26 protein-coding genes and 1 riboswitch are annotated in these 24,743 nt (G+C 70.3%); of the genes, 8 read left to right on the top strand and 18 right to left on the bottom strand.

Going from position 1 to position 24,743, the window contains the following annotated elements; translation table 11 throughout:
• Positions 1–249: 249 nt before the first annotated feature.
• From AC1PK7_RS10975 to lolA, 3 genes are all read left to right on the top strand, one after another.
• Complete coding sequence (locus tag AC1PK7_RS10975) at positions 250–2,607, top strand: DNA translocase FtsK (protein ID WP_017909556.1); 2,358 nt, start codon at positions 250–252, stop codon at positions 2,605–2,607.
• 47 nt (positions 2,608–2,654) lie between these two features.
• Positions 2,655–4,607 carry a DUF3857 domain-containing transglutaminase family protein gene (locus tag AC1PK7_RS10970; protein WP_481100812.1) on the top strand — a complete coding sequence of 651 codons (1,953 nt, stop codon included), beginning with the start codon at positions 2,655–2,657 and terminating at the stop codon, positions 4,605–4,607.
• 84 nt (positions 4,608–4,691) lie between these two features.
• Complete coding sequence (gene lolA / locus AC1PK7_RS10965; RefSeq protein WP_481100811.1) at positions 4,692–5,318, top strand: outer membrane lipoprotein periplasmic chaperone LolA; 627 nt, start codon at positions 4,692–4,694, stop codon at positions 5,316–5,318.
• A 46-nt stretch (positions 5,319–5,364) separates the two neighbouring features.
• Here the strand turns inward: lolA and dmeF are convergent, their stop codons facing one another.
• Complete coding sequence (gene dmeF / locus AC1PK7_RS10960) at positions 5,365–6,444, bottom strand: CDF family Co(II)/Ni(II) efflux transporter DmeF (RefSeq protein ID WP_481100810.1); 1,080 nt, start codon at positions 6,442–6,444, stop codon at positions 5,365–5,367.
• Between the two features lie 104 nt (positions 6,445–6,548).
• On the opposite strand from dmeF, the gene AC1PK7_RS10955 reads away from it, so the two are divergent.
• On the top strand, positions 6,549–7,922 hold the full coding sequence (locus tag AC1PK7_RS10955; protein WP_481100809.1) for a replication-associated recombination protein A: 1,374 nt from the start codon (positions 6,549–6,551) through the stop codon (positions 7,920–7,922).
• 1 nt (position 7,923) lies between these two features.
• A riboswitch (Fluoride riboswitch) is annotated at positions 7,924–7,993 on the top strand.
• Between the two features lie 110 nt (positions 7,994–8,103).
• A complete protein-coding gene (gene crcB / locus AC1PK7_RS10950; RefSeq protein ID WP_420009865.1) occupies positions 8,104–8,523 on the top strand; it encodes a fluoride efflux transporter CrcB in 420 nt (139 codons plus the stop codon).
• A gap of 13 nt (positions 8,524–8,536) precedes the next feature.
• Here crcB and AC1PK7_RS10945 read toward each other — a convergent pair whose 3' ends face one another.
• The 3 genes from AC1PK7_RS10945 to AC1PK7_RS10935 are packed head-to-tail and all read right to left on the bottom strand — an operon-like array spanning position 8,537 to position 10,820.
• Positions 8,537–8,869 (bottom strand): DUF3325 domain-containing protein, encoded by a 333-nt coding sequence (locus AC1PK7_RS10945; protein ID WP_481100808.1) that lies wholly within the window; start codon positions 8,867–8,869, stop codon positions 8,537–8,539.
• On the bottom strand, positions 8,866–10,482 hold the full coding sequence (locus AC1PK7_RS10940) for a PepSY-associated TM helix domain-containing protein (protein WP_481100807.1): 1,617 nt from the start codon (positions 10,480–10,482) through the stop codon (positions 8,866–8,868). The genes AC1PK7_RS10945 and AC1PK7_RS10940 overlap by 4 nt, the downstream gene beginning before the upstream one ends.
• Entirely contained in the window at positions 10,479–10,820 is a 342-nt protein-coding gene (locus tag AC1PK7_RS10935; protein WP_481100806.1) for a DUF3649 domain-containing protein, read from the bottom strand. Before AC1PK7_RS10935 ends, AC1PK7_RS10940 begins: the two co-directional genes overlap by 4 nt.
• Positions 10,821–11,328: 508 nt before the next feature.
• On the opposite strand from AC1PK7_RS10935, the gene AC1PK7_RS10930 reads away from it, so the two are divergent.
• Positions 11,329–12,114, top strand: a complete 786-nt coding sequence (locus tag AC1PK7_RS10930; protein WP_481100805.1) for a hypothetical protein — start codon at positions 11,329–11,331, stop codon at positions 12,112–12,114.
• 214 nt (positions 12,115–12,328) lie between these two features.
• On the opposite strand, the gene AC1PK7_RS10925 is transcribed toward AC1PK7_RS10930, so the two are convergent.
• The 14 genes from AC1PK7_RS10925 to AC1PK7_RS10860 all read right to left on the bottom strand — a co-directional run bounded on the left by AC1PK7_RS10925 (position 12,329) and on the right by AC1PK7_RS10860 (position 23,379).
• Complete coding sequence (locus tag AC1PK7_RS10925; protein ID WP_481100804.1) at positions 12,329–12,976, bottom strand: tetratricopeptide repeat protein; 648 nt, start codon at positions 12,974–12,976, stop codon at positions 12,329–12,331.
• Positions 12,976–13,458 (bottom strand): cytochrome c-type biogenesis protein, encoded by a 483-nt coding sequence (locus AC1PK7_RS10920; protein WP_481100803.1) that lies wholly within the window; start codon positions 13,456–13,458, stop codon positions 12,976–12,978. The genes AC1PK7_RS10925 and AC1PK7_RS10920 overlap by 1 nt, the downstream gene beginning before the upstream one ends.
• The gene (locus AC1PK7_RS10915; RefSeq protein ID WP_481100802.1) at positions 13,455–13,997 is read right to left on the bottom strand and encodes a DsbE family thiol:disulfide interchange protein; all 543 of its coding nucleotides are present in this window, start codon (positions 13,995–13,997) and stop codon (positions 13,455–13,457) included. Before AC1PK7_RS10915 ends, AC1PK7_RS10920 begins: the two co-directional genes overlap by 4 nt.
• Positions 13,994–15,964, bottom strand: a complete 1,971-nt coding sequence (locus AC1PK7_RS10910) for a heme lyase CcmF/NrfE family subunit (protein WP_481100801.1) — start codon at positions 15,962–15,964, stop codon at positions 13,994–13,996. Before AC1PK7_RS10910 ends, AC1PK7_RS10915 begins: the two co-directional genes overlap by 4 nt.
• Before the next feature lie 37 nt (positions 15,965–16,001).
• Positions 16,002–16,481 (bottom strand): cytochrome c maturation protein CcmE, encoded by a 480-nt coding sequence (gene ccmE / locus AC1PK7_RS10905; protein ID WP_420009858.1) that lies wholly within the window; start codon positions 16,479–16,481, stop codon positions 16,002–16,004.
• The gene (gene ccmD, locus AC1PK7_RS10900) at positions 16,465–16,677 is read right to left on the bottom strand and encodes a heme exporter protein CcmD (RefSeq protein ID WP_420009857.1); all 213 of its coding nucleotides are present in this window, start codon (positions 16,675–16,677) and stop codon (positions 16,465–16,467) included. The genes ccmE and ccmD overlap by 17 nt, the downstream gene beginning before the upstream one ends.
• Entirely contained in the window at positions 16,674–17,480 is an 807-nt protein-coding gene (locus tag AC1PK7_RS10895; protein ID WP_481100800.1) for a heme ABC transporter permease, read from the bottom strand. The genes ccmD and AC1PK7_RS10895 overlap by 4 nt, the downstream gene beginning before the upstream one ends.
• Before the next feature lie 10 nt (positions 17,481–17,490).
• Positions 17,491–18,825, bottom strand: a complete 1,335-nt coding sequence (locus AC1PK7_RS10890) for a S8 family serine peptidase (protein ID WP_481100799.1) — start codon at positions 18,823–18,825, stop codon at positions 17,491–17,493.
• Positions 18,822–19,472, bottom strand: a complete 651-nt coding sequence (locus AC1PK7_RS10885; RefSeq protein WP_481100798.1) for a zf-HC2 domain-containing protein — start codon at positions 19,470–19,472, stop codon at positions 18,822–18,824. Before AC1PK7_RS10885 ends, AC1PK7_RS10890 begins: the two co-directional genes overlap by 4 nt.
• Complete coding sequence (locus AC1PK7_RS10880) at positions 19,472–20,053, bottom strand: RNA polymerase sigma factor (protein WP_209231565.1); 582 nt, start codon at positions 20,051–20,053, stop codon at positions 19,472–19,474. Before AC1PK7_RS10880 ends, AC1PK7_RS10885 begins: the two co-directional genes overlap by 1 nt.
• Positions 20,054–20,116: 63 nt before the next feature.
• Positions 20,117–20,800, bottom strand: a complete 684-nt coding sequence (locus AC1PK7_RS10875; RefSeq protein WP_481100797.1) for a hypothetical protein — start codon at positions 20,798–20,800, stop codon at positions 20,117–20,119.
• 216 nt (positions 20,801–21,016) lie between these two features.
• Positions 21,017–21,412: a c-type cytochrome gene (locus AC1PK7_RS10870; protein WP_481100796.1), complete on the bottom strand. Its 396-nt coding sequence runs from the start codon at positions 21,410–21,412 to the stop codon at positions 21,017–21,019.
• Positions 21,413–21,436: 24 nt separating this feature from the next.
• Positions 21,437–22,801 (bottom strand): cytochrome C, encoded by a 1,365-nt coding sequence (locus AC1PK7_RS10865; protein WP_481100795.1) that lies wholly within the window; start codon positions 22,799–22,801, stop codon positions 21,437–21,439.
• Positions 22,802–22,866: 65 nt separating this feature from the next.
• A complete protein-coding gene (locus AC1PK7_RS10860; protein WP_481100883.1) occupies positions 22,867–23,379 on the bottom strand; it encodes a cytochrome b in 513 nt (170 codons plus the stop codon).
• 274 nt (positions 23,380–23,653) lie between these two features.
• On the opposite strand from AC1PK7_RS10860, the gene AC1PK7_RS10855 reads away from it, so the two are divergent.
• Both AC1PK7_RS10855 and AC1PK7_RS10850 read left to right on the top strand, forming a co-directional pair.
• A complete protein-coding gene (locus AC1PK7_RS10855; RefSeq protein ID WP_209248598.1) occupies positions 23,654–24,070 on the top strand; it encodes a sugar 3,4-ketoisomerase in 417 nt (138 codons plus the stop codon).
• Between the two features lie 3 nt (positions 24,071–24,073).
• Complete coding sequence (locus AC1PK7_RS10850; protein ID WP_481100794.1) at positions 24,074–24,739, top strand: acetyltransferase; 666 nt, start codon at positions 24,074–24,076, stop codon at positions 24,737–24,739.
• Positions 24,740–24,743: the final 4 nt, after the last annotated feature.

The following is a 24,743-nucleotide window of genomic DNA, read 5'->3' as shown; positions in this document are numbered from 1 at the left end:
GGCATTGCGCGGGTTCCGGCGAAGGCGCATAGAGTGGCGGCCGGCCTGGAACGAATCAAGCCGCGTGGCGGAAACGCTGCGGCCCGTCGCGACCGACGGCCTCCGCGGCGCGCCAGTGCATGCTGCCAGCAGGCGCCGCCGCGGCACAGCGACGCGAGACCGGACGATTCAGGTAGCGCCTGCTGAAATGCAATGGCGAGTCGTTTATTATCAATCACTAACGATGCATTTCTAAGGTCTGGTCATAGCGTGGCGAAGCAGGTTCCGGAACGCGGCAAATCCCAGGGCGCCAATGCGGCGGCACGCAAGCAGGGCGCCGCGCCCAACCCACGCCGGCAGAAGCTGTGGCGCGATCTGGCGCTGATCGCGATCGCGCCGCTGCTGCTGTACCTGCTGGCCAGCCTGGCCACGTACTCGGCGACCGATCCGGGCTGGTCGCATACCGGCAGCGTGGTCGCGCCGGTGCACAACATGGGCGGCAAGTTCGGCGCCTGGATCGCCGACGTGCTGCTGCAACTGTTCGGCTACGTGGCCTTCCTGCTGCCGGTGGTGATCGGTGCGATCTCCTGGATCGCGCTGTTCGGCATGGACCAGGACGGCGATGGCGAGGCCGATCTCGGCCCGGCGCTGCGCCTGGTCGGCATCGTCGGCTTCCTGATTGCGGCCACCGGGCTGCTGCACCTGCGCCTGTTCGCCGGCGACGTGGCCGGCGCCGGCGGCATCCTCGGCAAGCTGGTCGGCAATTCGCTGGGCGCGGGCTTCGGCGCGCTCGGCGCCAACCTGTTCGTGCTGGTGCTATTGCTGGTGTCGGTGACCCTGGCCACCGGGCTGTCCTGGTTCGCGGTGATGGAGCGCATCGGCAAGGCGGTGATGACCCTGCCGGCGCTGGCCCGTCGCGGCACCCAGCAGGCCAACGAATGGCAGCAGACCCGCGCCATGCGCGAGGAACGCGAGGAAGTGCGCAAGGTCGACGCGGTGCAGCGCGCCAAGCGCGAGCCGGTCAAGATCGAGCCGCCGCCGGCGCCGGTGGTGGAGAAAAGCGAGCGGGCCAAGCGCGAGCAGCAGATCCCGCTGTTCCACGGCACCGGCAGCGACCCGTCCGGGGTGCCGCCATTGGCGCTCCTGGACGACCCCAAGCCGCAGGCCAAGGGCTATTCCGAGGAGACCCTGGAAACCCTGTCGCGGCAGATCGAGTTCAAGCTCAAGGATTTCCGCATCGAGGCGCAGGTAGTCGGCGCCTATCCGGGCCCGGTCATCACCCGTTTCGAGATCGAGCCGGCGCCGGGCATCAAGGTCAGCCAGATCAGCTCGCTGGACAAGGACATCGCCCGCGGCCTGTCGGTGAAGTCGGTGCGTGTGGTCGACGTGATCCCGGGCAAGTCGGTGATCGGCCTGGAGATCCCCAACGTCAGCCGCGAGATGATCTATCTCAGCGAGCTGCTGCGCTCCAAGGAATACGACAAGTCGGCCAGTCCGCTGACCCTGGCCCTGGGAAAGGACATTGCCGGGCGCCCGACCGTGGCCGACCTGGCGCGCATGCCGCACCTGCTGGTCGCCGGTACCACCGGCTCGGGCAAGTCGGTGGCGGTCAACGCGATGGTGCTGAGCCTGCTGTACAAGGCCTCGGCCAAGGACCTGCGGATGCTGATGATCGACCCGAAGATGCTCGAGTTGAGCGTCTACCAGGGCATCCCGCATCTGCTGGCGCCGGTGGTCACCGACATGAAGGAGGCCGCCAACGGCCTGCGCTGGTGCGTGGCGGAGATGGAGCGCCGCTACAAGCTGATGAGCGCGGTGGGCGTGCGCAACCTGGCTGGCTTCAACAAGAAGGTCAAGGACGCGCAGGACGCCGGGCAGCCGTTGATGGACCCGCTGTTCAAGCCCAACCCGGACCTGGCCGAGGCGCCGCGGCCGCTGGACACGCTGCCGTTCATCGTCATCTTCATCGACGAATTCGCCGACATGATGATGATCGTCGGCAAGAAGGTCGAAGAGCTGATCGCGCGCCTGGCGCAGAAGGCCCGCGCCGCCGGCATCCACCTGATCCTGGCCACCCAGCGCCCGTCGGTGGACGTGATCACCGGCCTGATCAAGGCCAACATCCCGACCCGCATCGCCTTCCAGGTCAGTTCCAAGATCGACTCGCGCACGATCCTCGACCAGTCCGGCGCCGAGACCCTGCTGGGCCATGGCGACATGCTGTACCTGCCGCCGGGCACGGCGATGCCGGACCGCGTGCACGGTGCCTTCGTCAGCGACGAGGAAGTGCACCGGGTGGTCGAGCACCTCAAGGCCAGCGGCCCGGCCGACTACATCGAGGGCGTGCTGGACGAGGTGCAGACCATGGGCGACGGCACCGTGATCGGTGCCACCGGCCTGCCCGAAGCCGGCGGTGGTGGCGGCGACGAATCCGACCCGCTGTACGACGAGGCCCTGCGCATCGTCACCGAGACCCGCCGCGCCTCGATCTCCGGCGTGCAGCGGCGGCTGAAGATCGGCTACAACCGTGCCGCGCGACTGATCGAGGCGATGGAGGCCGCCGGCGTGGTGAGCCCGCCCGAACACAACGGCGACCGCAGCGTGCTGGCGCCGCCGCCGCCGAAGTGAGGCGCACCGCGCCATTCGCCGGCCATCGCCGGCGCCTGCGAGGACCTATGCCGCTGCGCGCCGCGCGCTGGCTGCTCGGCTCGGCGCTGCTGGCGCTGGCCGGCGTCGCCGCAGCGCAGCCGGCACCGGCCACGCACCGCGACAACGACCAGGCCACGGCCACCGCGGCCGCACCGGTGGTCAGCAACAACTACAGCTACGTGCGCTATCGCGCCGACTACGAGGTGCGCGAGGACGCCACCAGCGTGGAGACCGACGAATACGAGCTGCTGCTCAAGACCAAGGCCGGCGTCGACCAGTTCAGCCAGGTGCGGCTGGGCTACAGCGAGAAGCTGGAGACGCTGGAGGTGCTGGCCGCCTACACGCTGACCCCGGACGGGCTGCGCCACGACGTGCCCGCCGACAAGATCTACACCCAGGAGAGCTATTCCAGCGCGACGGCGGCGATGTACGCCGACCGCAAGGTCAAGGTGGTGGTGTTCCCCAACCTGATGCCCGGCGCGCGCCTGGTGTACCGGGTGCGCCGCACCCAGAACGTGCCGTACTTCCCCGGCTACTTCAGCCTGTGGGAGACCTTCAGCGTGTTCTCCCAGTACGACGACGCGACCGTGACCCTGGTGGCGCCGCGGCGCCTGCAGATGCACCTGTACACGCGCGGCGTGCAGGGCAGCAACACGCCGACGATCGACGGCGAGCAGGCGCGCTGGGAATGGCGCTACAGCCGCCGCGAACCGATGAAGAGCCAGAACTGGTCGGCGGCGACCTGGGAATTCAGCCCGACCATCATGGCCAGCAGCTTCCGCCGCTGGTCGCAGATGGCCCAGGCCTACCAGCACAGCAGCGCCGCCGCCGCGCAGGTCACGCCCAAGGTGCGCGCCCGCGCCGAGCAGATCACCGCCGGCATCGGCGACCGCCGCGCGCAGGCCGCCGCGCTGTACGAGTGGGTGGCGCGCAACATCCGCTACGTGGCGGTGTACCTGGGCAATGGCGGGCTGCAGCCGAACAGCGCCGACAGCGTCCTCGACAACCACTACGGCGACTGCAAGGACCACACCGTGGTGCTGGAAGCGCTACTGGCGGCCAAGGGCATCGCCAGCACGCCGGTGCTGCTCGGCGCGCAGGGCGGGCCGACCCTGCCCGAGGTGCCGGTGCTGGGCCGCTTCAACCACGCCATCACCTATCTGCCCGAATTCAAGCTGTACGTGGACTCGACCAGCCCCTATTCGCGCTTCGGCCAGTTGCCGGCCGGCGACCTTGGCGTGCCGGTGCTGCACACCGCCGACGGCACCGTGGCGCGCACGCCGCCGGACGACGCCAAGGTCAACCGCTACCTGGCCGAGACCGACTACCGTTTCGCCGCCGATGGCAGCGTCAGCGGCATCACCCGCCTGGACAGCGGCGACGTCGGCGAGATCGGCCTGCGCACCATGTTCGTGCAGCTCAACGCGCAGAACCGCACCCGCATCGAGGAGTCGATCGTCGCCGCCTCCGGCTTCGACGGCAGCGGCGAGTTGCTGCTGCAGGGGGCGCTGCAGGATTTGAGCCGGCCGTTCGGCTACGCCTACCGCTTCCGCGCGCACGACTACGTGGACTTCGGCGTGGTCGGCGGCATGAGCCTGCCGCTGATGCCCGGCGCCGATTCGGTGCGCGGGGTCTACAGCACCGCCTCGGCCGAGCGCAATCTGACCCCGTTCTACTGCAACGACAACGCACGCAGCGAGACCTACCGGCTGACCTTCCCGGACAGCGTGCCGATCATCGCGATCCCGGCCGACACCCATTTCCACAACGCCGCCGGCGAGTACGCCGCCACCTGGGTGCGCGACGGACAGACCGTGACCGCCACGCACACGCTGCACCGGCGCGCGGTCCACGGCCCGGCGGCGCTGTGCCAGCCGCAGGACTACGCCGCCTTCCGCGAGCTGTACCAGCAGGTGCGGCGCGGCTTCCGCGGGCAGATCCTGTACGGCGACCTGCGTCGGATGCAGACCGGGCCGTAGCCGCGGCACGGCCGGCCACCTTCTGATCGCCTATTCAGGCGCGCCGCGTCACACTTCCCATACTCCATCCGGAAATCCATCCGCATGCTTCGCACACTCCGCTACACCGTCCTCGCCACCGCGCTACTGGCCGGCTCCGCCTTCGCCGGCGCCCGCGAGGACCTCACCGCCTTCACCCGCGGGCTGAAGGGCCTGGACGGCCAGTTCGCGCAGAAGGTCTACGACGGCAAGGGCACGCTGAAGGAAAGCTCCAGCGGCCGCGTCGCGCTGTCGGCGCCGCGCCTGTTCCGCTGGGAGTACCGCAAGCCCTATACCCAGCTCATCGTCGCCGACGGCAGCAAGGTGTGGGTCTACGACCCGGACCTGAAGCAGGCCACGGTGCGCGCGCAGGGCAGCGAGGAGCAGAACAGCCCGCTGACCGCGCTGATCGACCCGGGCAAGCTCGACCGCCAGTACGACGTCAGCGAGGAGGCCGTGGCCCGCGACGGGCTGCAGTGGCTGACCATGACCCCGAAGGTGGACACCGAGGCCAGCTTCCAGATGGCCAAGCTCGGCTTCGACCGCAATGGCCTGGCGCGCATGGAAGTGGTCGACCCGGTCGGCCAGCGCACCGAGATCAGCTTCAGCGACTGGAAGCGCAATCCGGCCTTCGCCACCGGCACCTTCCGCTACGTCCCGGACAAGGACGTGGACGTGGTCGGCGATCCCTGAGCCGGCTGCCGCCGCGCACGTTGTCGGTGCGCGGCGGTTTGCCCGGTCAGTCCGGGCAGGTCTGCACTTCGATGCTGACGTGGCCCAGCGTGGCCACGCCCTGCAGTCGCGCGTGGTAGAACGCCGCCGGCCGCGGCTTGTGCGTCACCAGCGACACGATCGCCGCGTGCTGGCCGGGGCCGACCCGCCACACGTGCAGATCGGCGATGCGCTCGTCGTCCTGCTCCAGGCGGTCGCGGATCTGCGCCTGCAGCGCCGCCGGCGCCGAGGCGTCGAGCAGCACCGCACCGGTGTCGCGCAGCAGCGCCAGCGACCAGCGTGCGATGACGATGGCGCCGACGATGCCCATCAACGCATCGGTCCAGGTCCAGCCCAGGTACTTGGCCAGCAACAGGGCGACGATCGCCATCACCGAGGTCAGCGCGTCGGCCAGCACATGCATGTAGGCCGAGCGCAGGTTGTGGTCGGCGTGCGCGTGGCGGTCGTGGCCGTGCGCCGGCGCGGCATGGGCGTGCGCATGCCCGTGGTGATCGTGCGGGTGGTGATGGTCGTGATCGTGGTCATGCCCATCGTGATGCGCATGCTCGTCATGCCGGTGCGCGGCGTGGGTATGGCCGTGATCGTGGTCGTGATGATGGCCGTGCCCGTGCCCATGATCGTGGTGGTGGTCGGCGCCCAGCATCCAGGCGCTGAGCAGGTTCACCAGCAGGCCCAGCGCCGCGATCCACAGGGCCTCGTCGTAGGCGATATGGACGGGCTGCGCCAGGCGCAGTGCCGACTCCACACCGATGCCCAGGGCGATCAGCGCCAGGATCAGCGCGCTGGAAAAGCCCGCCAGGTCGCCGACCTTGCCGGTGCCGAAGGTGAAGCGCGGGTTGTGCCGGTGCCGGCGCGCGAACCAGTAGGCGAAGCCGGCCAGCGACAGCGCGCCGGCATGGGTGGCCATGTGCAGGCCATCGGCCAGCAGCGCCATCGAGCCGGTCCACCAGCCTGCGACGATCTCCACGAACATCATCGCGGCGGTCAGCGCCACCACCGACCAGGTGCGGCGCGCATTGCGCTCGTGGCGGGTGCCGAGGAAGTCGTGCTGATGGGTGAACGCGTCCAGGGTGTCGTGGTGGCTCATGGTGGGGTCGGCCGGGCAGGGAGGCGCCGCGATTCTAGCGCTGGCGTCGGCGCCGCGCAGGCCTGCGGCACGGCGTCCACGGGCCGCGGCGATAGAATGGGCAGATGGCCAAACGCAGACCCTTCGCTTCCGATACCCCCGACCTGTTGAGCGTCGACCGCGAGGCCATGCGCCCGCTGGCCGAGCGCATGCGCCCGCGCACGCTCGACGAGATGGTCGGGCAGAAGCGCCTGCTGGCGCCGACCAGTGCGCTGCGCCGTGCGGTCGCGTCCGGCCGGGTGCACTCGATGATCCTGTGGGGGCCGCCGGGCTGCGGCAAGACCACCCTGGCGCTGCTGCTGGCGCAGTACGCCGAGGCCGAGTTCAAGGCGATCTCGGCGGTGCTGTCCGGCCTGCCGGAGGTGCGGGGGGTGCTGGCCGAGGCCGCGCAGCGTTTCGCCGATGGCCGCCGCACCGTGCTGTTCGTCGATGAGGTGCACCGCTTCAACAAGGCGCAGCAGGACGCGTTCCTGCCACATATCGAACGCGGCACCATTCTGTTCGTCGGCGCGACCACCGAGAATCCCTCGTTCGAGCTGAATTCGGCGCTGCTGTCGCGCTGCCGCGTGCACGTGCTGGAGGCGGTGTCGCCGCAGGACATCGCCGAGGCGCTGCAGCGGGCGCTGCACGATCCCGAACGCGGGCTCGGCGCCGAGCCGTTGCGGGTGTCCGATGCGGCGCTGCTGGAGATCGCCGGCGCCGCCGATGGCGACGTGCGGCGCGCGCTGACCCTGCTGGAAATCGCCGCCGAACTGGCCCAGGACGAGGGCGGCGAGATCACCGCGCAGACCCTGCAGCAGGTGCTGGCCGACCGCACCCGCCGCTTCGACAAGGGCGGCGAGCAGTTCTACGACCAGATTTCGGCGCTGCACAAGTCGGTACGCAGTTCCAATCCCGACGCGGCGCTGTACTGGCTCACGCGCATGCTCGATGGCGGCTGCGACCCGGCCTACCTGGCGCGGCGGCTGACCCGCATGGCGATCGAGGACATCGGCCTGGCCGATCCGCGCGCGCAGTCGATGGCGCTGGAGGCCTGGGACATCTACGAGCGCCTGGGCAGTCCCGAAGGCGAACTGGCCTTCGCGCAACTGGTGCTGTACCTGGCCAGCACCGCCAAGTCCAACGCCGGCTATGCCGCGTTCAACCAGGCCAAGGCCGAAGTGCGCGAGACCGGCACCCAGGAGGTGCCGCTGCACCTGCGCAACGCGCCGACCAAGCTGATGAAGACCCTGGGCTACGGCGCCGACTACCAGTACGACCACGACGCCGAGGGCGGCATCGCCCTGGACCAGACCGGCTTTCCCGATGCGATGGGCGAGCGGGTCTACTACCGGCCGGTGGAACGCGGCCTGGAGATCAAGCTCAAGGACAAGCTCGACCGCCTGCGCGCCGCGCGCGAACAGGCGCGGGCTGACAAGGCCGGGCGATCGGCTTCATAATCGGCGCACAGGAGATGGCATTCCTCCTCGAACCGCCCGCAGCACTGCGCGCTGATGATGCCTGCCCAACCCCCGCCGGGGTGGCAGGTCCGCGCCCCGGCATCGTCCTTGTGGAGAATCCGATGCCCGTTCCTTCTCGTTTTTCTGCTGCCGCTCCGGCGTTCGTCTCGCGGAGGCGCGCATGAACCTGACCCTGTGGTGGCAGCAACTGCTGCTGGCGATGGCCGGCGGCGCGGTCGGCTCCGGTTTGCGCTTCGCGGTCGGCAGTGCGCTGCTGCAGCGCTACGGTGCCGGCTTCCCGTGGGGCACGCTGGCGGTGAACCTGGCCGGCGCCTTCGTCGGCGGCTTCCTGCTGGTGTGGATCGAAGGCCGCGGCGCCAGCGCGCCGTACTGGCGGGCGCTGCTGATCGTCGGCCTGGTCGGCGGGTTGACCACGTTCTCCTCGCTGATGATGGAAAGCATGGTGTTCGTGCGCAACGGCCGCCTCGGCATGGTGCCGCTGTACCTGGCGATCACCGTGATAGCGGGGCTGGTGCTGGTGTTCGCCGGCGCGCGCACCGCCGCGGAACTGCGGCCGCCGACGCTGACCGCCGATCGCTGAGTAAGGCGGGTGCCTAGCCCAGCAGGGCGGCGCCCACGCCCAGCGGCGGTGCCAGAAGCGCCAGCGGCACGATCAGCCGTGGCCGGTACGGCAGCAGGCCCAGGGTCAGCAGCGCCGCGCTGGCGCTGAGCGAGCCCACCCACAGCACCGGGCCGATGCCCCAGCCGCGCGCGGCCACGCAGCAGGCGAATGCCACGCCCAGCAGCAGCCAGCCGGCGGCCTGCAGTTGCCGCAGGCGCGGCGCGGATGCGCGCTGTGCGCCGTAAAGCTCGAGCTGGTGCTTCTCCATGCCCAGGCACAGCGCGACGAAGCCGGAGAAGGCCAGGCACAGGCCGAGCGCGGTCATGCGCCCTCCGTGGCCAGCGCCGGCTTGGCCGATCCGCCGCGCTCGCGGGCGCGGCGTTCGGCCGCCGACAGCGGTGGTTGCCAGCGCTGCATGCGGCGCGCGGCCAGCGCCAGGGCCACGCCGAGGAACAGGCAGACCAGGTCGAACCCGGCCAATGCCCAGTCGCCGGCCAGCAGGCTCACCCCCAGGTGCGCCTCGGTGGTGAGGGCGTTGAGCAGCGGCAGCAAGCCGAACAGCGCCGCGCCGGCATACAGCTGCCAGGCCCACATCGCACGCTTCGGCCACACCTGCGCCGCGATCAGCGCCGCGGCCCAGGCCAGGAAGAACACCGCCGCTTCGTTTTCCGGGCGCGATTCCAGATGCAGCGGCAGCAGCCGGTTGCCCCAGAAATAGGCGGCGAAGGCGATCGGCAGCCCGGCCACGGTGCCGATGTTGAGCGCATCGACCAGGCGCAGGCCCAGGCCGATGCGTCCGGCCTTGGCGTGCTTGGGCCGCTCCTTGACCGCCCACAGGATCGCGCCGCTGGCTACCATCAGGCAGCCGAGCAGGCCGCAGCCGAAGAACAGCCAGCGCAGCCAGGGGCCGGCGAAGTGCGCCAGGTGCAGGCCATACAGAGTGCTGCGAGTTTCGGCAGCGGCACCGAGGGCGCCGCTGCGGCCGAGGATCTGCCCGCTCCCGGCATCCAGCAGCAGCGACGGTGTGCTGTAGCCCAGGCGCTGGCCGTCACCCTGGCGGATCTGGATCGCCGCGGCGGCGTCGCCGGCGTTGTAGACGGTGAAGCCGGCGATCGGCGCCTGCGCGCCCCATTCGCGGCGCGCCACGTCCAGCAGTTGCGCGATCGGCAGCATGTGGCCGGGCATGCCGCTGGCCTCGCGCAGGTTCTGCGGCTCCTGGAACGCTTCGGCATAGAACGCCTGCTCGGCGTCGGGGTAGGCGGTCTTGATGCCCCACGGCAGGTACATGAGCATCAGCGTGACCAACCCGGTGTAGGTGATCATCGCGTGGTAGGGCAGGGCCAGCACCGCGCTGGCGTTGTGGAAGTCCAGCCACGAGCGCTGGCCCTTGGCCGGGCGGAAGGTGAAGAAGTCCTTGAAGATCTTCTTGTGGGTGATCACGCCGCTGATGATCGCCACCAGCATGAACATCGCGCAGAAGCCGACGATGTAGCGTGCCCACAGTGCCGGCATGTAGTGCAGGTCGAAGTGCAGGCGGTAGAAGAAGTCGCCGCCGCGGGTCTCGCGGGTCTGGCTGGCCTCGCCGCTGACCGGGTCGAGCAGGGCGTTGCCGAACAGGTCCTTGCGGCCCGGGCGGGTGCCGTCGGCCGGCGGCGGGTTACGCCAGAACAGATCTGTGAACGGCGCGCGCGGATTGGCCAGCGACACGAACCATTGCGGCGACTGCGGCGCCTCGCGCTGCAGCAGCGCCACCGCACGGGCGGCGACCACGTCGGTGCTCGGCTGCGTGCGCGGCAGTTCCGGACGCATCCACTGGCTGATCTCGTTGCGGAAATAGCTGGCGGTGCCGGCCATGAAGATCAGCAGCAACACCCAGGACACCAGCAGGCCGCTCCAGGTGTGCAGCCAGGCCATCGATTGGCGGAATCCCTGCTTCACGGCGTGTGCTGCTGCTGCAGCCAGGCGATGGCCAGCGCCATCGGTGCCAGCAATGCCGCGATGCCCAGCCAGGCGCGCCCGGCGCTGCGCGCGGCGAACGCCCACAGCGCGGTGCAGGCGCAGACCAGGATGCCCAACATCATGCCGCTCAGCACCGCCTGCGCACGCAGCGACGGCCACAGCAGCGGCAGCAGCACTGCGGTGGCTGCCGCAAGCGCATAGCCGCCGACGATGGCGGCCAGGGTGCGTGCCAGCACGCCCAGCCAGGGCGGCAGCCCGCGCGAGGCGGCGTTGGGCGGAGTGGAGAGGCGCGGCGGCGCTGGCGGAAATGGATGCATGGGGCCCGTCGGGAGAGGCACCGGCTTGGCGACAGGGCTAGGCGGAGCGGATGGCGGCGAAAGATGCCGGATTAGTTAATGATACGCATTCCTATCTTTGCGGTGCAAATGTAACCCGCATTTTATGGGCATCGGACGCATCGCTCGTCCTGCCCGATTCGGGTCGGCGCGGGTCTCATGTCGTTGCCCCCGACGAATGCGTCGGAAGGCGCGACGTCTCAAGACGACAGCCGCCGGACGGGATTCGCCACCGGTGCACGGACGGCGCGTCGGGCGGGCAGGTCTGTTTATGCGGACTCCCGTCGCGGACGGGTAGGGAATTTCCGACAAACGAACGCGGCGTTTGGCGAGCGCCAAACCATAAATTTTGTGATGAGATTCACAAATCGAGCTTCGCTGGTCATGCCCAACCACCCTGCGGACTCGATGCCGACGCGCAAGCAAGCGCTCCACGGCGTCTCGTTTGCGCACTCACTCTATCGCATCCGGACCACAAGGAAGTCGCATCATGGAAAGCTCGTTGATTCACGCACTTGGCCGCCTGTTCTGGCTGTCGCGCTGCACCGCGTCCGCGCTGCTGTGCCTTTCGCTGCTGTTGTTGTCGTTCCACGGCCACGCCGCGCCTGTGCCGGGCGGTTCGTGGCAGAAATCGTGCAAGAACGCGAGCATGAGCGGCACCCAGCTCGGCGCCGACTGCAAGACCGGAACCATCAGCCTGTTCGGCGGCGGCAACGGCTGGCGATACACCATCATCCAGCGCACCGATCTGTGTTCGGGCGATCTGAGCAACGACCATGGCCGGCTGAAGTGCAATCGCGGCATCTACACCTCGAGCCTGCCTGCGTCGGCCAACAAGACCTGCGACGACGTATTCCGCGACAAGGGCGTGCTGTACGCGATGTGCCGCAAGAAGAGCGGCGGCTACCGGACCAATGCGCTGTTCCTGCAGACGCAATGCCTCTCGGCCGTGAACAACGACGGCACGCTGTCCTGCTCGACGGCGCCGCCAGCGTGCACGCCGACCATCTCGGCCGTGGCGGCGAACAAGGGCTTCATCGTGCACGGCAGCTGCTTCCTGCCGAACCATGCGGTGTACTTCCGCTATGTCGACAACAACCTCAAGAACGTCTTCGGTCAGGGCAGCGCCAACGCCGCCGGCAGCTTCGATTTCAACACCGGCGCGATCTGCGTCTACCCAGGTCCGGTGGCGATTTCCGCCAACGACGGGCGCAGTTCCAGCAGCGACGTGACCGGTACCTTGTGGAGCAACACGGTCATCGTGACCTGCCCGTAATCCGGGGCGGCGCATCCGAGCGTGCGCCGCGGTCGGGCGGCGCACCTGTCGGTCTCGCCGATCGGCACTGGTGCCGCTCCACGACGGACGGCACCCATCGAGCGAACCACGTGGCTGCACGCAGCCGCGTGGTTTTTCTTCGACTGCACGGGGACATCCGTGGCGAACACGCTCCGAGCGACATGGCGTGCACGGGCTTTGCGCCGCGGTGGCTTCAGCGCGGCTTGGTCGTCGTTGCGGTTGGCGCGGTCAGCCTGGTCTCGGCGGCGTCGATCTTCTGCGTCACCGCCTCGCGCAGCGGCGACGCGGCGGGCAGCAGGGTCGACAGGTGGCGCCAGTCACCGGCCGCGTCGGCGTAGCGCTGCTGCTGGAAGGCGGCGATGCCGCGCATCCACAGCGCCCGCTGGTTGTCCGGTTGCTGCGCCAGGACCCGGTCGAGCATGGCGCCGGCGGCGCGGCCGACGGCCAGATCCGCGTGTTGTGCCATGTCGGTCTCCGCCCAACCGAGCAATGCCTCGACGTTGTCCGGGTCCAGGCGCAGGGCCTGCGCGTAGGCGCGCTGCGCGTCCTGCGGTCGCTTGGCCTGTTGTGCGTCCCAGGCCTGCTGCAACACGTCCTGCAGCGCTCGGACGTTCGGATCCGCGGCGGACGGCGGCAGCGGCTGCAGCGGCACACCGGCCAGGGCCGTCGGTGTGCCGATGTGCCAGTAGAGGCCGGCGCCGAGCAAGGGCAGGAGCAGCGCCAGCAGCAGCGCCACACCACGCTCCGCGCGTGCGCCGGTGTGGTGCATGAGCAACGGGCGCAGCACCGCGAACAGGGCGATGCTCAGCATTGCGGCGGCGGCCAGGACAAAGCCGGGCATCACCAGGCGTCCTCCTCGTCCTCGTCCGCTTCCGCCGTCGCGGCGCCGATGGCGCGACGGCGCTGGCGCAGCGTCGCCACGATCACGCCGGCGCCGCCCAGCAGCAACAGCGCCGGCCCGAACCACAGCAGCCAGGTGCCCGGCGCCAGCGGCGGGTCGTACAGCACGAAGGCGGAGTAGCGATCGACCATGTACTGCTTGATCTGCGCATCGCTGCGCCCGGCCTGCAGTTGTGCGAACACCTGGTGGCGCAGGTCGCGCGCCAGGGTGGCGTCGGAATCGGCCAGGTTCTCGTTCTGGCAGACCAGGCAGCGCAATTGCGCGGTCAGTTGCTGGAAACGCTGCTCCTGCGCGCGGTCCTTGAAGGGCAACGGATCGACCGCCTGGGCGAAAGCCGGCAGTGCACCGCCTAACAGCCACAGCAGCACCAGCAGCCGCCACCACGGCGTGCGCCTGCGCGTCCGTGCGACGAGGACGTTCATCGCCGCGCTCCGCCGAGCGCCGCAATTGCCGGGCGCACTTCGTCGGCCAGTACTTGCGGCGTCAGCACGCCGACGTGCTTGTAGCGGACCACGCCCTCGGCATCGATCAGGAAGGTTTCCGGGGCGCCATACACGCCCAGGTCGATGGCGCGCTGGCCGTCGGCGTCCACCAGCACCAGCGCATACGGATTGCCGCGCTGCGCCAGCCAGGCGGCGGTGTCGTGCGGATCGTCGCGGTAGGCGTAGCCGACCAGGGTCACGCCCAACTGCCGCGCCTGCGCCATCAGCAGCGGATGCTCCTCGCTGCAGGCCATGCACCAGCTGCCGAACACGTTGAGCAGATACGGGCGGCCGCGCAGCGCCTGGCTGCCGCTGCGCAGGTCCGGGCGATCCATGCGCGGAAGCGCGAACGCCGGCACCGGCTTGCCCAGCAGTGGCGAGGGCACCTCGCGCGGGTCGTGGCTGCGGCTCCACCACAGGCCGAACCCGAACAGCGCGGCCAGCAGCACGAACGCGGCCAGCGGCAGCAGCCGGCTCATGGCGCGGCTCCGGCGAGCGCGGCTGGCGCGGTAGCGCTTGTCGCAGCCGGCTGCGCTCGCAAGCGGCGCGCACCGGCGCTGACGAAGCCGCCGAGCATCATCAGCAGGCCGCCAGCCCAGATCCAGCGGATGAAGGGCTTGTCGTACAGGCGCAGGGTCCAGCCGTATTCGATGTGCTGGTCGTCGACCGGCTCGCCGAGCGCGACATACAGGTCGCGCGTCACGCCGGCGTCGATCGCCGCCTCTGTCTGGATCCGCTCGCTGCTGTACAGGCGCTTCTGCGGGTGCAGCACCGCCACGACGGCGCCGTCGCGCAGCACGCTCACCGTGCCTTGTTCGGCCTTCCAGTTGGGGCCATCGATCAACTGCACGCCATCGAAGCGAAAGCTGTGCGCGCCGACCTGCGCGCTCTGGCCGGGATCCAGGCGCACGTCGCGTTCCACCGACAGGCTTTCCGACAGCAGCACGCCGGCCACGAACACCGCGACCCCGGCATGCGCGAGCAGCATGCCGGCCAGTTCGGCGGGGAAGCGGCGGCCACGCGGCGCGCTGCGCCAGCGGGTCAGCGCATACAGGGCGGTGCCGACGCCGACCCAGGCCGCGGCGGCGACGCCGGCCACCGCACGCAGCGTGCCCGCGCTCAACAGCCATGCCAGCAGCGCGCAGCCGAGCGCGGCCAGCCCGGCGCGGGCGGCGACCGCGCGCAGTGCGCCGGGTTCGGTGCGTCCCCAGCGCAGGTAGGGGCCGAACGGCAACAGCAAGACCACCGGCAACATCAGCAACGGGAACAGCAGGCCGAAGTAGGGCGGCCCGACCGAAATCTTGCCCAACCGCAGCGCATCGCCGAGCAGCGGGAACAGCGTGCCCAGCAGCACCATCGCCGCGGCCACGCTGAGCATCAGGTTGCCGACCAGGATCGCGGTCTCCCGCGACAACGCGGCGAATGGCTTGCCCGCGGCCAGGCGCGGCGCGCGCAGGGCGTACAGCAGCAACGAGCCGCCGACCACCAGCACCAGGAAGCCGAGAATGTACAGGCCGCGACGCGGGTCGGCGGCAAAGGCGTGCACCGAGGTCAGCACGCCCGAGCGCACCAGGAAAGTGCCCAGCAACGACAGCGAGAACGCCAGGATCGACAGCAGCAAGGTCCAGGCGCCGAGCGCGCCGCGTTTCTCGGTGACCGCCTGGGAGTGGATCAACGCCGCGCCGACCAGCCACGGCATGAAGCTGGCGTTCTCCACCGGGTCCCAGAACCACCAGCCGCCCCAGCCCAGTTCGGCGTAGGCCCACCAGCTGCCGGCGACGATGCCGGCGCTGAGGAAGCCCCAGGCGACGTTGGTCCACGGCCGCGCCCAGCGTACCCAAGCCTGCTGCTGTTCGCCGCCGAGCAGGGCGGCGATGGCGAAGGCGAAGGCCACTGAGAAACCGACGTAGCCGGTGTACAGCACCGGCGGATGCAGCACCATGCCCGGGTCCTGCAGCACCGGGTTGAGTTCGCTGCCGTCGCGCGGCATCGGCGACAACCGCGCGAACGGATTGGAGGTGAACAGGACGAAGGCGAGGAAGCCGCTGGAGATCAGCCCAAGCACGCCGAGCACGCGCGCGGCGAACGTGTCCGGCAGGTGCCGGCTGCTGCGTGCCAGCGCCACCGTCCACAGGTTGAGGATGGCGATCCACAGCAGCAGCGAGCCTTCATGCGCACCCCACACCGCGGCCAGCCGGTAGTACCAGGGTTGCGCCAGGTTGGCGTTGGCGGCGACGTAGCACACCGAGAAATCCAGCTGCAGCAACACGTAGGCGAGCAGGCCGAAGGCCAGCCAGGCGAAGCCAGCCTGGGCGTAGGCGGCCGGCCGCGCCACCGCCATCCAGGCGCGCTGGCCGCGCCAGGCGCCGAGCAGCGGCAGCACGCCCTGCACCAGCGCCAGCAGCAAGGCCAGGATCAGCGCGCACTGGCCGAGTTCGGCGCTCATCGCGCGGCGCTCCCGAAGCGGCGGGACGCGATCGGACTCATGGCCGCGCCGTGGCTGCAGCCGCCGTGGCGGTGCGAGCGGCCTTGGCGCGATCGGCATGCGCCTGCGCCATCGCGTCCTTCAGTTCCTGCGGCATGTAGGTCTCGTCGTGCTTGGCCAGCACTTCGGTGGCCACGAAGCGCGCGCCCTGCATCGAGCCGGTGGCGATCACCGCCTGGTTGTCGCGGAACAGGTCGGGCAGGATGCCGGTGTAGGCGACGACGGTGGCACCGGCCTTGTCGATCACGGTGAACTGCACCTGCAACGCATCGGCGCTGCGTGTGATCGAGCCGGCCTTGACCATGCCGCCGAGCCGGAACACGCGGTAGTCCCGGGCCGCGCCGGCCTGCACCTGGCTGGGGGTGAACAGGTAGCTGATGTTGTGCTGCAGGGCCAGCACGAACAGGCCGGTGGCCAGCGCCGCGGCGCCGAGCAACAGCAGCACCAGCAACAGGCGGCGCTTACGGGTGGGATGCATCGCGAACTCCAACAGCGGTAGCGTTGCCACGGGCGCGCCGGGCCTGTTCGCGCGCCACTTGCGCACGGATGTCGGCGAGCAGGCGGCGCTGGCGGCGGCGCGGCAGCACGCTGTCCAGGAGCAGCACGAGCAAGGCCAGTGCGTAGGCGCTCCACACATAGACGGCGTAGCCGCCCATCGCCCAGAACCCGCTCATGCCGCGTGCTCCGCAGGCAGCGGCACGGTGTCCGCTGGCGACGCCGGCACCGGCGCGGACTGCATGGCGATCGCACGCACCCAGGCCTTGCCGCGCTCCAGCGCCAGTAGGTCGGTGCGCAGGCGCCCGCACAGGCTGGCGATGTAATAGCACTTACTGGCGACCACGCCGGTCAGCAGCGGCCACAGCATCGACAGCGGCATCGTCGACGGGCCCAGCACGCGCACCGTCGAGCCCTGGTGCAGCGTGTTCCACCACACCACCGAGTAATGCACGATCGGCAGGTTGATCAGCCCGACCAGCGCCAGCAGCGCCGCGGCGCGGGCGCCCTGGCGCGGATCGTCGATGGCGCGGTGCAGGCCGATCACGCCCAGGTACAGGAACAGCAGCACCAGCTCCGAGGTCAGCCGCGCGTCCCAGGTCCACCAGGTGCCCCACATCGGCCGGCCCCACAGCGAGCCGGTACAGAGGGTGACGAAGGTGAAGGCCGCGCCGATCGGCGCCGAGGCCATGCAGGCGATTTCCGCCAGCTTGATCCGCCACACCAGCGCGACCAGCCCGGCCATGCCCATCGTCGCGTAGACGAACAGGCTCATCCACGCGCACGGCACGTGCACGAAAATGATGCGGTAGGCGTCGTGCTGCTGGTAATCCGGCGGCGCCAGCACCAGCCCGCCGTAAGCGGCCACGGCACCGAGCAGCATGGCCGCGGCCAGGCTCCACGGGCGCGCCGCGCCGGCCACGCGATAGGCCGTCGGCGGTGCGCCGAGCCGGTGCAACCAGAGCGGGATCCAGGAACGCATGGCGATGACCTCAGCGGGCGAGGGGCGCGCTGCGCGGCAACGCCTGCACCGCGGCGGCGGCGTCCACCTGCAGCAGCCCGTCGCGCGTGCGGCTGGTGCGCAGCAGCAGGTCGTGCACGCGGCGCGCATCCAGTTGCGGCGCCAGCGCCAGCAACAGCGCGACCACGCCGCTGACGTGGGCGGTGGCCATCGACGAGCCGGAGGTGAAGTCGTAACCGCCGTTGGGTTGGGTGGTGAGGATGTCCTCACCCGGCGCGCTGAGCACGCCCGCCGGCGCCGGCGTGGCGGCGCTGCTGCGCACCACGATCACCCCGGGGATGCCGTCGGGAAATCCGTCCAGGCGGCCGTTGGGCGGCATCGCCGCGACCACGATGCGGCCTTCGCGCAGCAACTGTTCCAGCAGCTTGCGCAGCAGCGGGTCGGCCGGGCCGCCGAGGCTGAGATTGATGATGCGGGTGCGGGTGTCGCCGATTGCCGCCAGCGCCTTGGCCAGGGTGAAGGAGTTGCAGCCGGCGCCGGCGCCGGGGCGCTGCGGATACCAGCAGGCCTTGTACACGTCGAGCATCGCCTTCGGCGCGATGCCGACGATGCCCAGGTGGTTGTTGCTGCCGGCCGCGATGATGCCGGCGACCTCGGTGCCGTGGTGGTCGCGGTTGAACGCACCCGGGTCGGCGGCGACCAGGTCGCGGGTGTTGCGCAGGCGCCCGCGCAGGTCCGGATGCGCGGTGTCCACGCCGGTGTCGACGATCGCCACGTCCACGCCCTGGCCCTGGCTCAGCGCCTGCGCGGTGGCCGCATTGGTGGCGGCGAAGCCGCGCTGCATGTCCACGTAGGGGTCGTTGTAGCGCAGCGGCTGCGCCGGCGCCGCCGTTGCCTGGCTGTCCGCCGAGTACGTGCCGAAGTCCTGCAGCGGCTGCGACAGCGCCACGCGGTCGTCCTTGGCCAGTTGCGCCAGCAGCGCGGCGCGGTCGCTGCCCGGCGCCGGCTCCAGCACCACGCAGTACAGCCCCAGCGCCTTGATCGGCCAGCCGGCGACCTGGCGCAGGCCGTAGCGCTTGTTCAGCGCGTCCAGAGTAGCCACCGCCTGGGTGCCGGCGCCGTAGTAGCGGGCCGCGGCGTAGCCGAGCAGGTTGGAGCCGGCGTGGCGGCTCGGCGCGGCCATCGGGTTGGCCACGGCGAGGACGATCTGGCGCTCGCTGTCCAGCGCCGGCGACGGATCCAGGCTCGGCGCCGTGGCCGCAGCCGCAGCCGCGGGTGCCGCATCGGCGACCGCCGACGGCGCGGCGTGGGCGCAGGCGCCCAGGCCCAGGCAGGCGAGGAGCAGGCTGGCGAGACGCAGCTTCATGGCGCGGCGATCGGCTCCGCCAGGCGGATGCCGGCGGTGGCGCGCAACTGCTGCACGCTGCGCTGCGGCTGCGCCGCCGACCCGGCCTGGGTCGGCACCACGGTGTAGGCGCCGGCGGCGTTGGGGCCGCCGATCACCCGCAGCTGCAGCTTGCGCAGCAGCGCGTCCCAGTCGGCCAGGGTCATGCGCGCGTCCGGCACCACCCGGATCGCATCGGCCGCCAGCGGCTGCGCGGCATCGCTGAGCGTGCGGTAGGCGGTGCTGCGCGCGTGTTCGGCGGACAGGCGCAGGCCCAGCACGCCCAGGCCCACTGCCTGCAGCAGGGCGGCGGCAACCAGCGCCCGCGTGGTCCAACTGGCGCGGCTGCGCTGCGGCCGCGGCTGCGCGACCGGCGCGACCGGCGCGTCCAGGCGCTGCAGCAGGCGCTGCAGGCCGGCCTCGGCGTCCACCGGCACGTCGCTGGGCAGGGTCATGGCCATGCGCAGGCGGCTCTGCTGGGCGAACTCGGCGCTGCAATGCCGGCACTTGGCCAGGTGCGCCACCAGCCACGCGTTCTCTTGTTCCGTGGCGCTGTCCTGCAGCACCCACGGCATCAGTTCCCAGGCATGCGCGCACTCGTTGCCCGGCTCGTTGAAGCCCGTTTTCATCACGCGCTCTCCGTCAGCGTGGACGCATCGCCGGCCAATCCCGGCAACACGTTGCGAAGCTTGACCCGGGCATGGAACAGCCGGGCTTTGATGGTGCCCACCGGGCACTGCATGATTGCGGCGACCTCTTCCAGCTTGTGGCCGAGGCCGTAGACCAGTTCCACCACCAGGCGCTGGTCGGCCGACAGGCGGTCCAGGCCCTTGCCCAGCCAGTCGCGCAGCTCGCGGTCCTCGTCCGGGTCGGCCGCCGCGGCGTGGTCCTCGGCCATCGCGCCGTCGTCGATGGCGTCGTCGCTGTGGTGGCGGATCGCCTTGAGCCCGCAGCGGTAGGCGATGCCCATGATCCAGGTCGAGACCTGCGAGTCGCCGCGGAAGTCGCCGGCCTTCTGCCAGACGATCCAGAAGCAATCGTTGATCGCTTCCTCGATGATGTCCGGGCGCCGGGTCAGCCGCGACAGGAACCGGCACAGGCGGCCGTGGTAGGCGCGGTACAGGCGGGCGAGCGCCTCGCGGTCGCTGGCCGCCATGCGCCGGAGCAGCATGCGGTCGGTGGCATCGCCGAGCAGGTCGGTGTCGTTCATGGGGGCAGGTGTGGCAACGGGCACCGGTATGTGCCGGCGCGGCACGGAAAGGTTGCGCTCGACTCAGAAGCTGCGGGAGACGCTGGCCACCCAGGGCCACAGGCCGCGGTCGGCATAGCCGGTACGGGCGTTGCTGAACACGCGGTCCACCTCCACGCTCCAGCGCCCGGCGTTCCAGATCAGCCCGGCGTGGCCGTAGCGATAGTGCGCGTCGTACTCCAGTCCGTACAGGGCCGGCGGCGCCTGGCTGACGCCGATACCCGCCGACAGCGACAGCGGGCCGGTCAGCGGCTGGTGCGCGGTCAGGTCCAGCGCCCCGTACCAGCGCTGCTGCAGGCCGCTGTCGGGCATGCGGAAGGCGGCCAGCGACAGGCTCAGGCGGTCGCGGTAGCTCCAGCCGAGGCTGACTTCGTCGCGGTTGAACAGGCGGTTGGCGCGCGACCCGGGGTACCGGTACAGCAACGCTTCGGCCTGCAGTTGCCAGCTGTCGGACAGGGTCCAGCTGCGCGACAGGCCGAGGCTGCTCATCAGCACCGTGCCCGGCGCGTCCAGCGCCACGCTGGCCGACCCGCTCAGCGACCAGCCCGGCGCGGGCAGCCAGAACAGCGCGCCTTGCAGGGTCGGGGTGCTGCGGGTCACGGCGATGCCGCGGTCGACCAGTTGCGAGCTGATCCCGGCGGCGCCGCCGATGTCGCCGGCCGTCGCGGCAGGTGCGTGCAGGGCGGCGAGTGCCAGGCCTGCTGCCAATGCCGCGCTGGCGCCTGGACGCACGGACGCGCGTGCGCTCAGCATGCGCGGTCCGCCCTGCGGCGCCGGGGTGCGACGGGAAGCGGCGACAAGGCGCCGCGGACGGCAGGGGGCAAACGCACGGTGGCTCGATGCTCGCAGGTCAGGAATCGGGCACGGGCGCGGCGCGATGGCCGGCCCGTCGGGCGCCGAATATGACCGGATCGGCCAGCCAGTTCAATGCAGGCTGTGCAGGTAGGCGATCAGGTCCTGCAACTGCTTGGCGTCGTCCAGGCCGTCGTACTTCATCTTGCCGCCGGGCAATGCCTTGGACGCCGGCTGCGACAGGTAGCTGCGCAGTTTGTCGTCGCTCCAGGTCCACTGGCTCTGCTTCATCGCGTCGGAGTAGGCGTAGTCCGGCACGCTGCCGGCGCGGCGCCCCACTACGCCGAACAGGGTCGGGCCCTTCTTGTTCTTGGCTGGCGCGGCGCTGTGGCATTCGGCGCATTCGCTGGCGAACACGCCGGCGCCGGGCATGCCGCCGGCGGCATGTGCGGACGGCGCCACCGCGGCCACCAGCGGCAGCAGGCCGGCCAGCAGCGAACACAGGGGGAAGGCAGTGATGCGTTTCATGGGGGAAAGCTCCGTGCGGGGGAATCAGAAGGCCAGGCTCAGGCCCAGCGAGAACTGGTTGAGGTCGCGCGGGCGGGTGACCGGGGTGGCCCCGAACACGTTGCCCGTCGTGCCGTTGAACTTGCTGAAACGGAACCAGGTCGCGGACAGGCGCAGGTTGGAGATCGACGAGTAGCTGTCGTCCTTGCCGAACGGCGCCCACGAGGCGCTGATCAGGTTGCTGGTGGTGTCCGGCGCGCCGTACGGGCGGTAGCGGAACGGATCGTCCGAGCCGGTGTTGATGAAGTGCGCCAGCAGCAGGCTGTAGCTCTGCTTGTAGGTGTAGTTGAGGCTGAACGACTGGTCGCGCACGCTGGCCCGGCGCGGGCCGGCCACGCTCGGGTCGGCAGGATCGATCAGCGCGCTGCCGTAGCGGCGGCGCTCGTAGATGTTGAGGTAGCCGAGCTTGAGGATGTGCTCGCGGGTGCCCAGGAACTGGTAGTTGAGGTCGTAGCCGAGATCGGTGAAGTCGTCGCGCGGGCCGGTGTTGCGCGGCAGTTGCCGGCGCGTGGTCAGCGCGACCACGCCGGCGGAGAAGAACTGCCGCTTGAGGTCCTTCATGTAGCTCAGGCGCAGGTAGCCGGTGTCGCTGAGCTTGCCGGGATCGCCGCCGATGGCGTAGCCCAGATCGTCCTGGGTCGACACCGGCAGGGCGGTGTAGGTGCCGACTTCGCCGTACCAGTTGCGGTCGTACAGGCCGTAGACGCTGGTGCCGATCACCCGGTTGGACAGCGACGACTGGTTGAGCAGGGTGGTCGAGCTGGCATAGGCCGAGGCCGGACCCAGGCCGGAGGCATTGGGCAGCATGCCGATCGGGTCCTGGCTGCCGGGATTGTTGTTGACGCTGACGCCGAGCAGGGTGTCCTTGCCGCCGAGCTGGAAACTCTTGACCACCGCGCGCAGGTCCACGTTGTCCAGGCGCGTGGTGTAGTCGTTCTTGCCGTTGTTGGTCCTGGCGACTTTGACGTAGCCGCCGACGTTGTCGGTGATGCGCCCGGCCAGGTACAGGTCGGCCTCGCTGAAGCGGGTGCGGCTCTCGCCGCGCGCCGGCACGCTGCGGGTGGCGGTGAGCTGGGCGGAGGCCGGGATCTTGGTGCCGTTGCCGTCGCTGTCGGTATAGCCGCCGAGCTTGAAGCGCATGCCGTACGGGGTCAGCGCCGGGCCGTAGGCGCCGATGTGGCAGTCGGCGCAGGACGAGCCGGTCTGCCGCGCGAACGCCGGGACCGCGGCCGCGCGCGGGCTCAGCACCAGCAGCAGCGAGCCCAGCGCCGACCACAGCAGCGCCTGCTCGGCGCCGCGCGTCCTGTCGCTGCGGGAGGAGGTGGAAGGGGACGACGGGGACTGGTGCATGCGGAAAGTCCTTTGGCAGGCGGGTGGGTGCGGCGACGGACGCGAACGAGGAAGGGAAGGGCGGCTCAGCGCCGGCGCAGGAACGGCAACATCCGGCGCAGCACGCCATCGCGGCGGACGAAGTGATGCCAGAGCGCTGCGCCGATGTGCAGCAGGATCAGGCCGAGCAGCAGCCAGGCAGCATCCACGTGCCAGGCGCCGAGGCGGTCGGCGAGATCGGGATCGGCGGCGACCAGTTCGGGCAGGGTGGCGCCGAACAGATGCACCGGCTTGCCCATCGACTGGCTCAGCGCCCAGCCGAGCACCGGCAAGGTCAGCAGCAGCGCGTACATCACCACATGGGTGGCCCCGGCCAGCAAGCGCATCAGCGCCGAGCCCGCCTCCGGGTCGGCGCGCTTGCCCAGGCGCATGCGCAACACGACGCGCACGCAGAACAGGCCGAGCACGAACAGGCCGAAGTGGCGGTGGCCTTCCAGCAGCCACTGCCGCCACATGCGGCCTTCGACCTCTTCGCGCAGCAGGATCAGCCCCGCCGCCAGCACCAGGCACAGCACGGTCAGCCAGTGCAGCCACACCATTGGCCGTGGCAAGGCGGCCGATGCTGCGGATGTGGAAGCGGGTGGTGTCGGAACGGCCGGCGTGGGCGAGGTCATGGCGGTACGCGGTGTCCTTGGAGGCGACGAGGTAGGGCGCCGCGCCATGCCAGGGGCATCGCTGCAGCTGTTGCGTCGATGGGTGCCGGCGCTGTGGCGAAAGGTTGCGTCGCGCTGCGCGTCTGACGCGCGCAACCTTTCCGTGGACCGGCGGCACTCAGCCTGGACGCTCCGATGCGGAGCCCGGTCGGGCACTCTGATGGCAATCGAACGAATCCAGTTGCGGACGCACGGCGACGCGCGCGGCCAGCTCGTGGCGCTGGAGCAGCAGCGCGATGTGCCCTTCGACATCCGCCGCGTGTACTACCTGTTCGCCACCCGCAACGGCGTGCACCGCGGCCAGCATGCGCACCGCCATCTCAACCAGTTGGCGGTGGCGCTGCATGGGTCGGTGTCGTTCCTGCTCGATGATGGCAGCGGGCCGGTGCAGGTGGTGCTGGACGATCCGCGGCAGGGCCTGCTGCTGGGCAGCATGGTCTGGCGCGATCTGTACGACTTCAGCGAGGACTGCGTGCTGATGGTGCTCGCCGACCAGGCCTACGACCCCACCGACTACATCTTCGACTACGACGAGTTCCTGCGCGAAGCCGCGGGCGTGCGGCGGCAGGAGGCCTAGGCGATGGCACGTCCCCTGGTCATCGTCGGCGCCGGCGAGCTGGCGCAGATCGCCTGCGAATACTTCACCCACGACAGCGACTACGCCGTGCTGGCCTTCAGCGTGGAGCGCGATTACCTGTCCACGCCGACGCTGGCCGGCCTGCCGGTGGTGGCCTATGAGGAACTCGAACAGCGCTATCCGCCGTCGCAGGTGGAGGTGTTCGTGGCGATTCCGGCCAGCGGCCTGAATCGGCTGCGCACGCGTTTCTATCTGGATGCCAAGCGCCGCGGCTACCGCATGGCCAGCTACGTCAGCTCGCAGGCCTTCGTCTGGCGCAACGTGGAACTGGGCGAGCACTGCTTCGTGTTCGAGCACAACGTGCTGCAGCCGTTCACCCGCATCGGCGCCAACTGCATCCTGTGGAGCGGCAACCACGTCGGCCACCGCACCGCGATCCACGACCACGTGTTCGTGGCCTCGCATGCGGTGATTTCCGGCTATTGCGAGATCGGCGCCAGCAGCTTCGTCGGGGTCAATGCCACGCTCAGCGACCGGGTCAAGGTGGCTGCCGACAACGTGATCGGCGCCGGCGCGCTGCTGACCCGCGACACCGAGCCCGGACGCATCTACGTCGGTGCGCCGGCGCGGGCGGTGGCCGGCAAGTCCAGCTTCGACGTGGAGCTGTGAGGCG

It is taken from the genome of Xanthomonas sp. NCPPB 3174 (assembly GCF_056725205.1).
The sequence above is the reverse complement of the archived record's forward strand: the minus strand, read 5'-3'. Positions and strand labels throughout refer to the sequence as shown.

Bases quoted from the DNA above. Each gene is read 5' to 3' on its own strand.
- AC1PK7_RS10955 (WP_481100809.1), top strand. From the start codon at position 6,549: ATGGCCAAACGCAGACCCTTCGCTTCCGATACCCCCGACCTGTTGAGC.
- AC1PK7_RS10970 (WP_481100812.1), top strand. From the start codon at position 2,655: ATGCCGCTGCGCGCCGCGCGCTGGCTGCTCGGCTCGGCGCTGCTGGCG.
- AC1PK7_RS10865 (WP_481100795.1), bottom strand. From the start codon at position 22,801: ATGCACCAGTCCCCGTCGTCCCCTTCCACCTCCTCCCGCAGCGACAGG.
- AC1PK7_RS10935 (WP_481100806.1), bottom strand. From the start codon at position 10,820: ATGCATCCATTTCCGCCAGCGCCGCCGCGCCTCTCCACTCCGCCCAAC.
- AC1PK7_RS10870 (WP_481100796.1), bottom strand. From the start codon at position 21,412: ATGAAACGCATCACTGCCTTCCCCCTGTGTTCGCTGCTGGCCGGCCTG.
- AC1PK7_RS10850 (WP_481100794.1), top strand. From the start codon at position 24,074: ATGGCACGTCCCCTGGTCATCGTCGGCGCCGGCGAGCTGGCGCAGATC.
- dmeF (WP_481100810.1), bottom strand. From the start codon at position 6,444: ATGAGCCACCACGACACCCTGGACGCGTTCACCCATCAGCACGACTTC.
- AC1PK7_RS10945 (WP_481100808.1), bottom strand. From the start codon at position 8,869: ATGACCGCGCTCGGCCTGTGCCTGGCCTTCTCCGGCTTCGTCGCGCTG.
- AC1PK7_RS10890 (WP_481100799.1), bottom strand. From the start codon at position 18,825: ATGAAGCTGCGTCTCGCCAGCCTGCTCCTCGCCTGCCTGGGCCTGGGC.
- ccmD (WP_420009857.1), bottom strand. From the start codon at position 16,677: ATGAGCGGGTTCTGGGCGATGGGCGGCTACGCCGTCTATGTGTGGAGC.
- AC1PK7_RS10860 (WP_481100883.1), bottom strand. From the start codon at position 23,379: ATGGTGTGGCTGCACTGGCTGACCGTGCTGTGCCTGGTGCTGGCGGCG.
- AC1PK7_RS10880 (WP_209231565.1), bottom strand. From the start codon at position 20,053: ATGAACGACACCGACCTGCTCGGCGATGCCACCGACCGCATGCTGCTC.
- ccmE (WP_420009858.1), bottom strand. From the start codon at position 16,481: ATGCATCCCACCCGTAAGCGCCGCCTGTTGCTGGTGCTGCTGTTGCTC.
- AC1PK7_RS10910 (WP_481100801.1), bottom strand. From the start codon at position 15,964: ATGAGCGCCGAACTCGGCCAGTGCGCGCTGATCCTGGCCTTGCTGCTG.
- AC1PK7_RS10855 (WP_209248598.1), top strand. From the start codon at position 23,654: ATGGCAATCGAACGAATCCAGTTGCGGACGCACGGCGACGCGCGCGGC.
- AC1PK7_RS10915 (WP_481100802.1), bottom strand. From the start codon at position 13,997: ATGAGCCGGCTGCTGCCGCTGGCCGCGTTCGTGCTGCTGGCCGCGCTG.
- AC1PK7_RS10925 (WP_481100804.1), bottom strand. From the start codon at position 12,976: ATGCCCGGCTTTGTCCTGGCCGCCGCCGCAATGCTGAGCATCGCCCTG.
- AC1PK7_RS10885 (WP_481100798.1), bottom strand. From the start codon at position 19,472: ATGAAAACGGGCTTCAACGAGCCGGGCAACGAGTGCGCGCATGCCTGG.
- lolA (WP_481100811.1), top strand. From the start codon at position 4,692: ATGCTTCGCACACTCCGCTACACCGTCCTCGCCACCGCGCTACTGGCC.
- AC1PK7_RS10920 (WP_481100803.1), bottom strand. From the start codon at position 13,458: ATGAACGTCCTCGTCGCACGGACGCGCAGGCGCACGCCGTGGTGGCGG.
- AC1PK7_RS10895 (WP_481100800.1), bottom strand. From the start codon at position 17,480: ATGCGTTCCTGGATCCCGCTCTGGTTGCACCGGCTCGGCGCACCGCCG.
- AC1PK7_RS10930 (WP_481100805.1), top strand. From the start codon at position 11,329: ATGGAAAGCTCGTTGATTCACGCACTTGGCCGCCTGTTCTGGCTGTCG.
- crcB (WP_420009865.1), top strand. From the start codon at position 8,104: ATGAACCTGACCCTGTGGTGGCAGCAACTGCTGCTGGCGATGGCCGGC.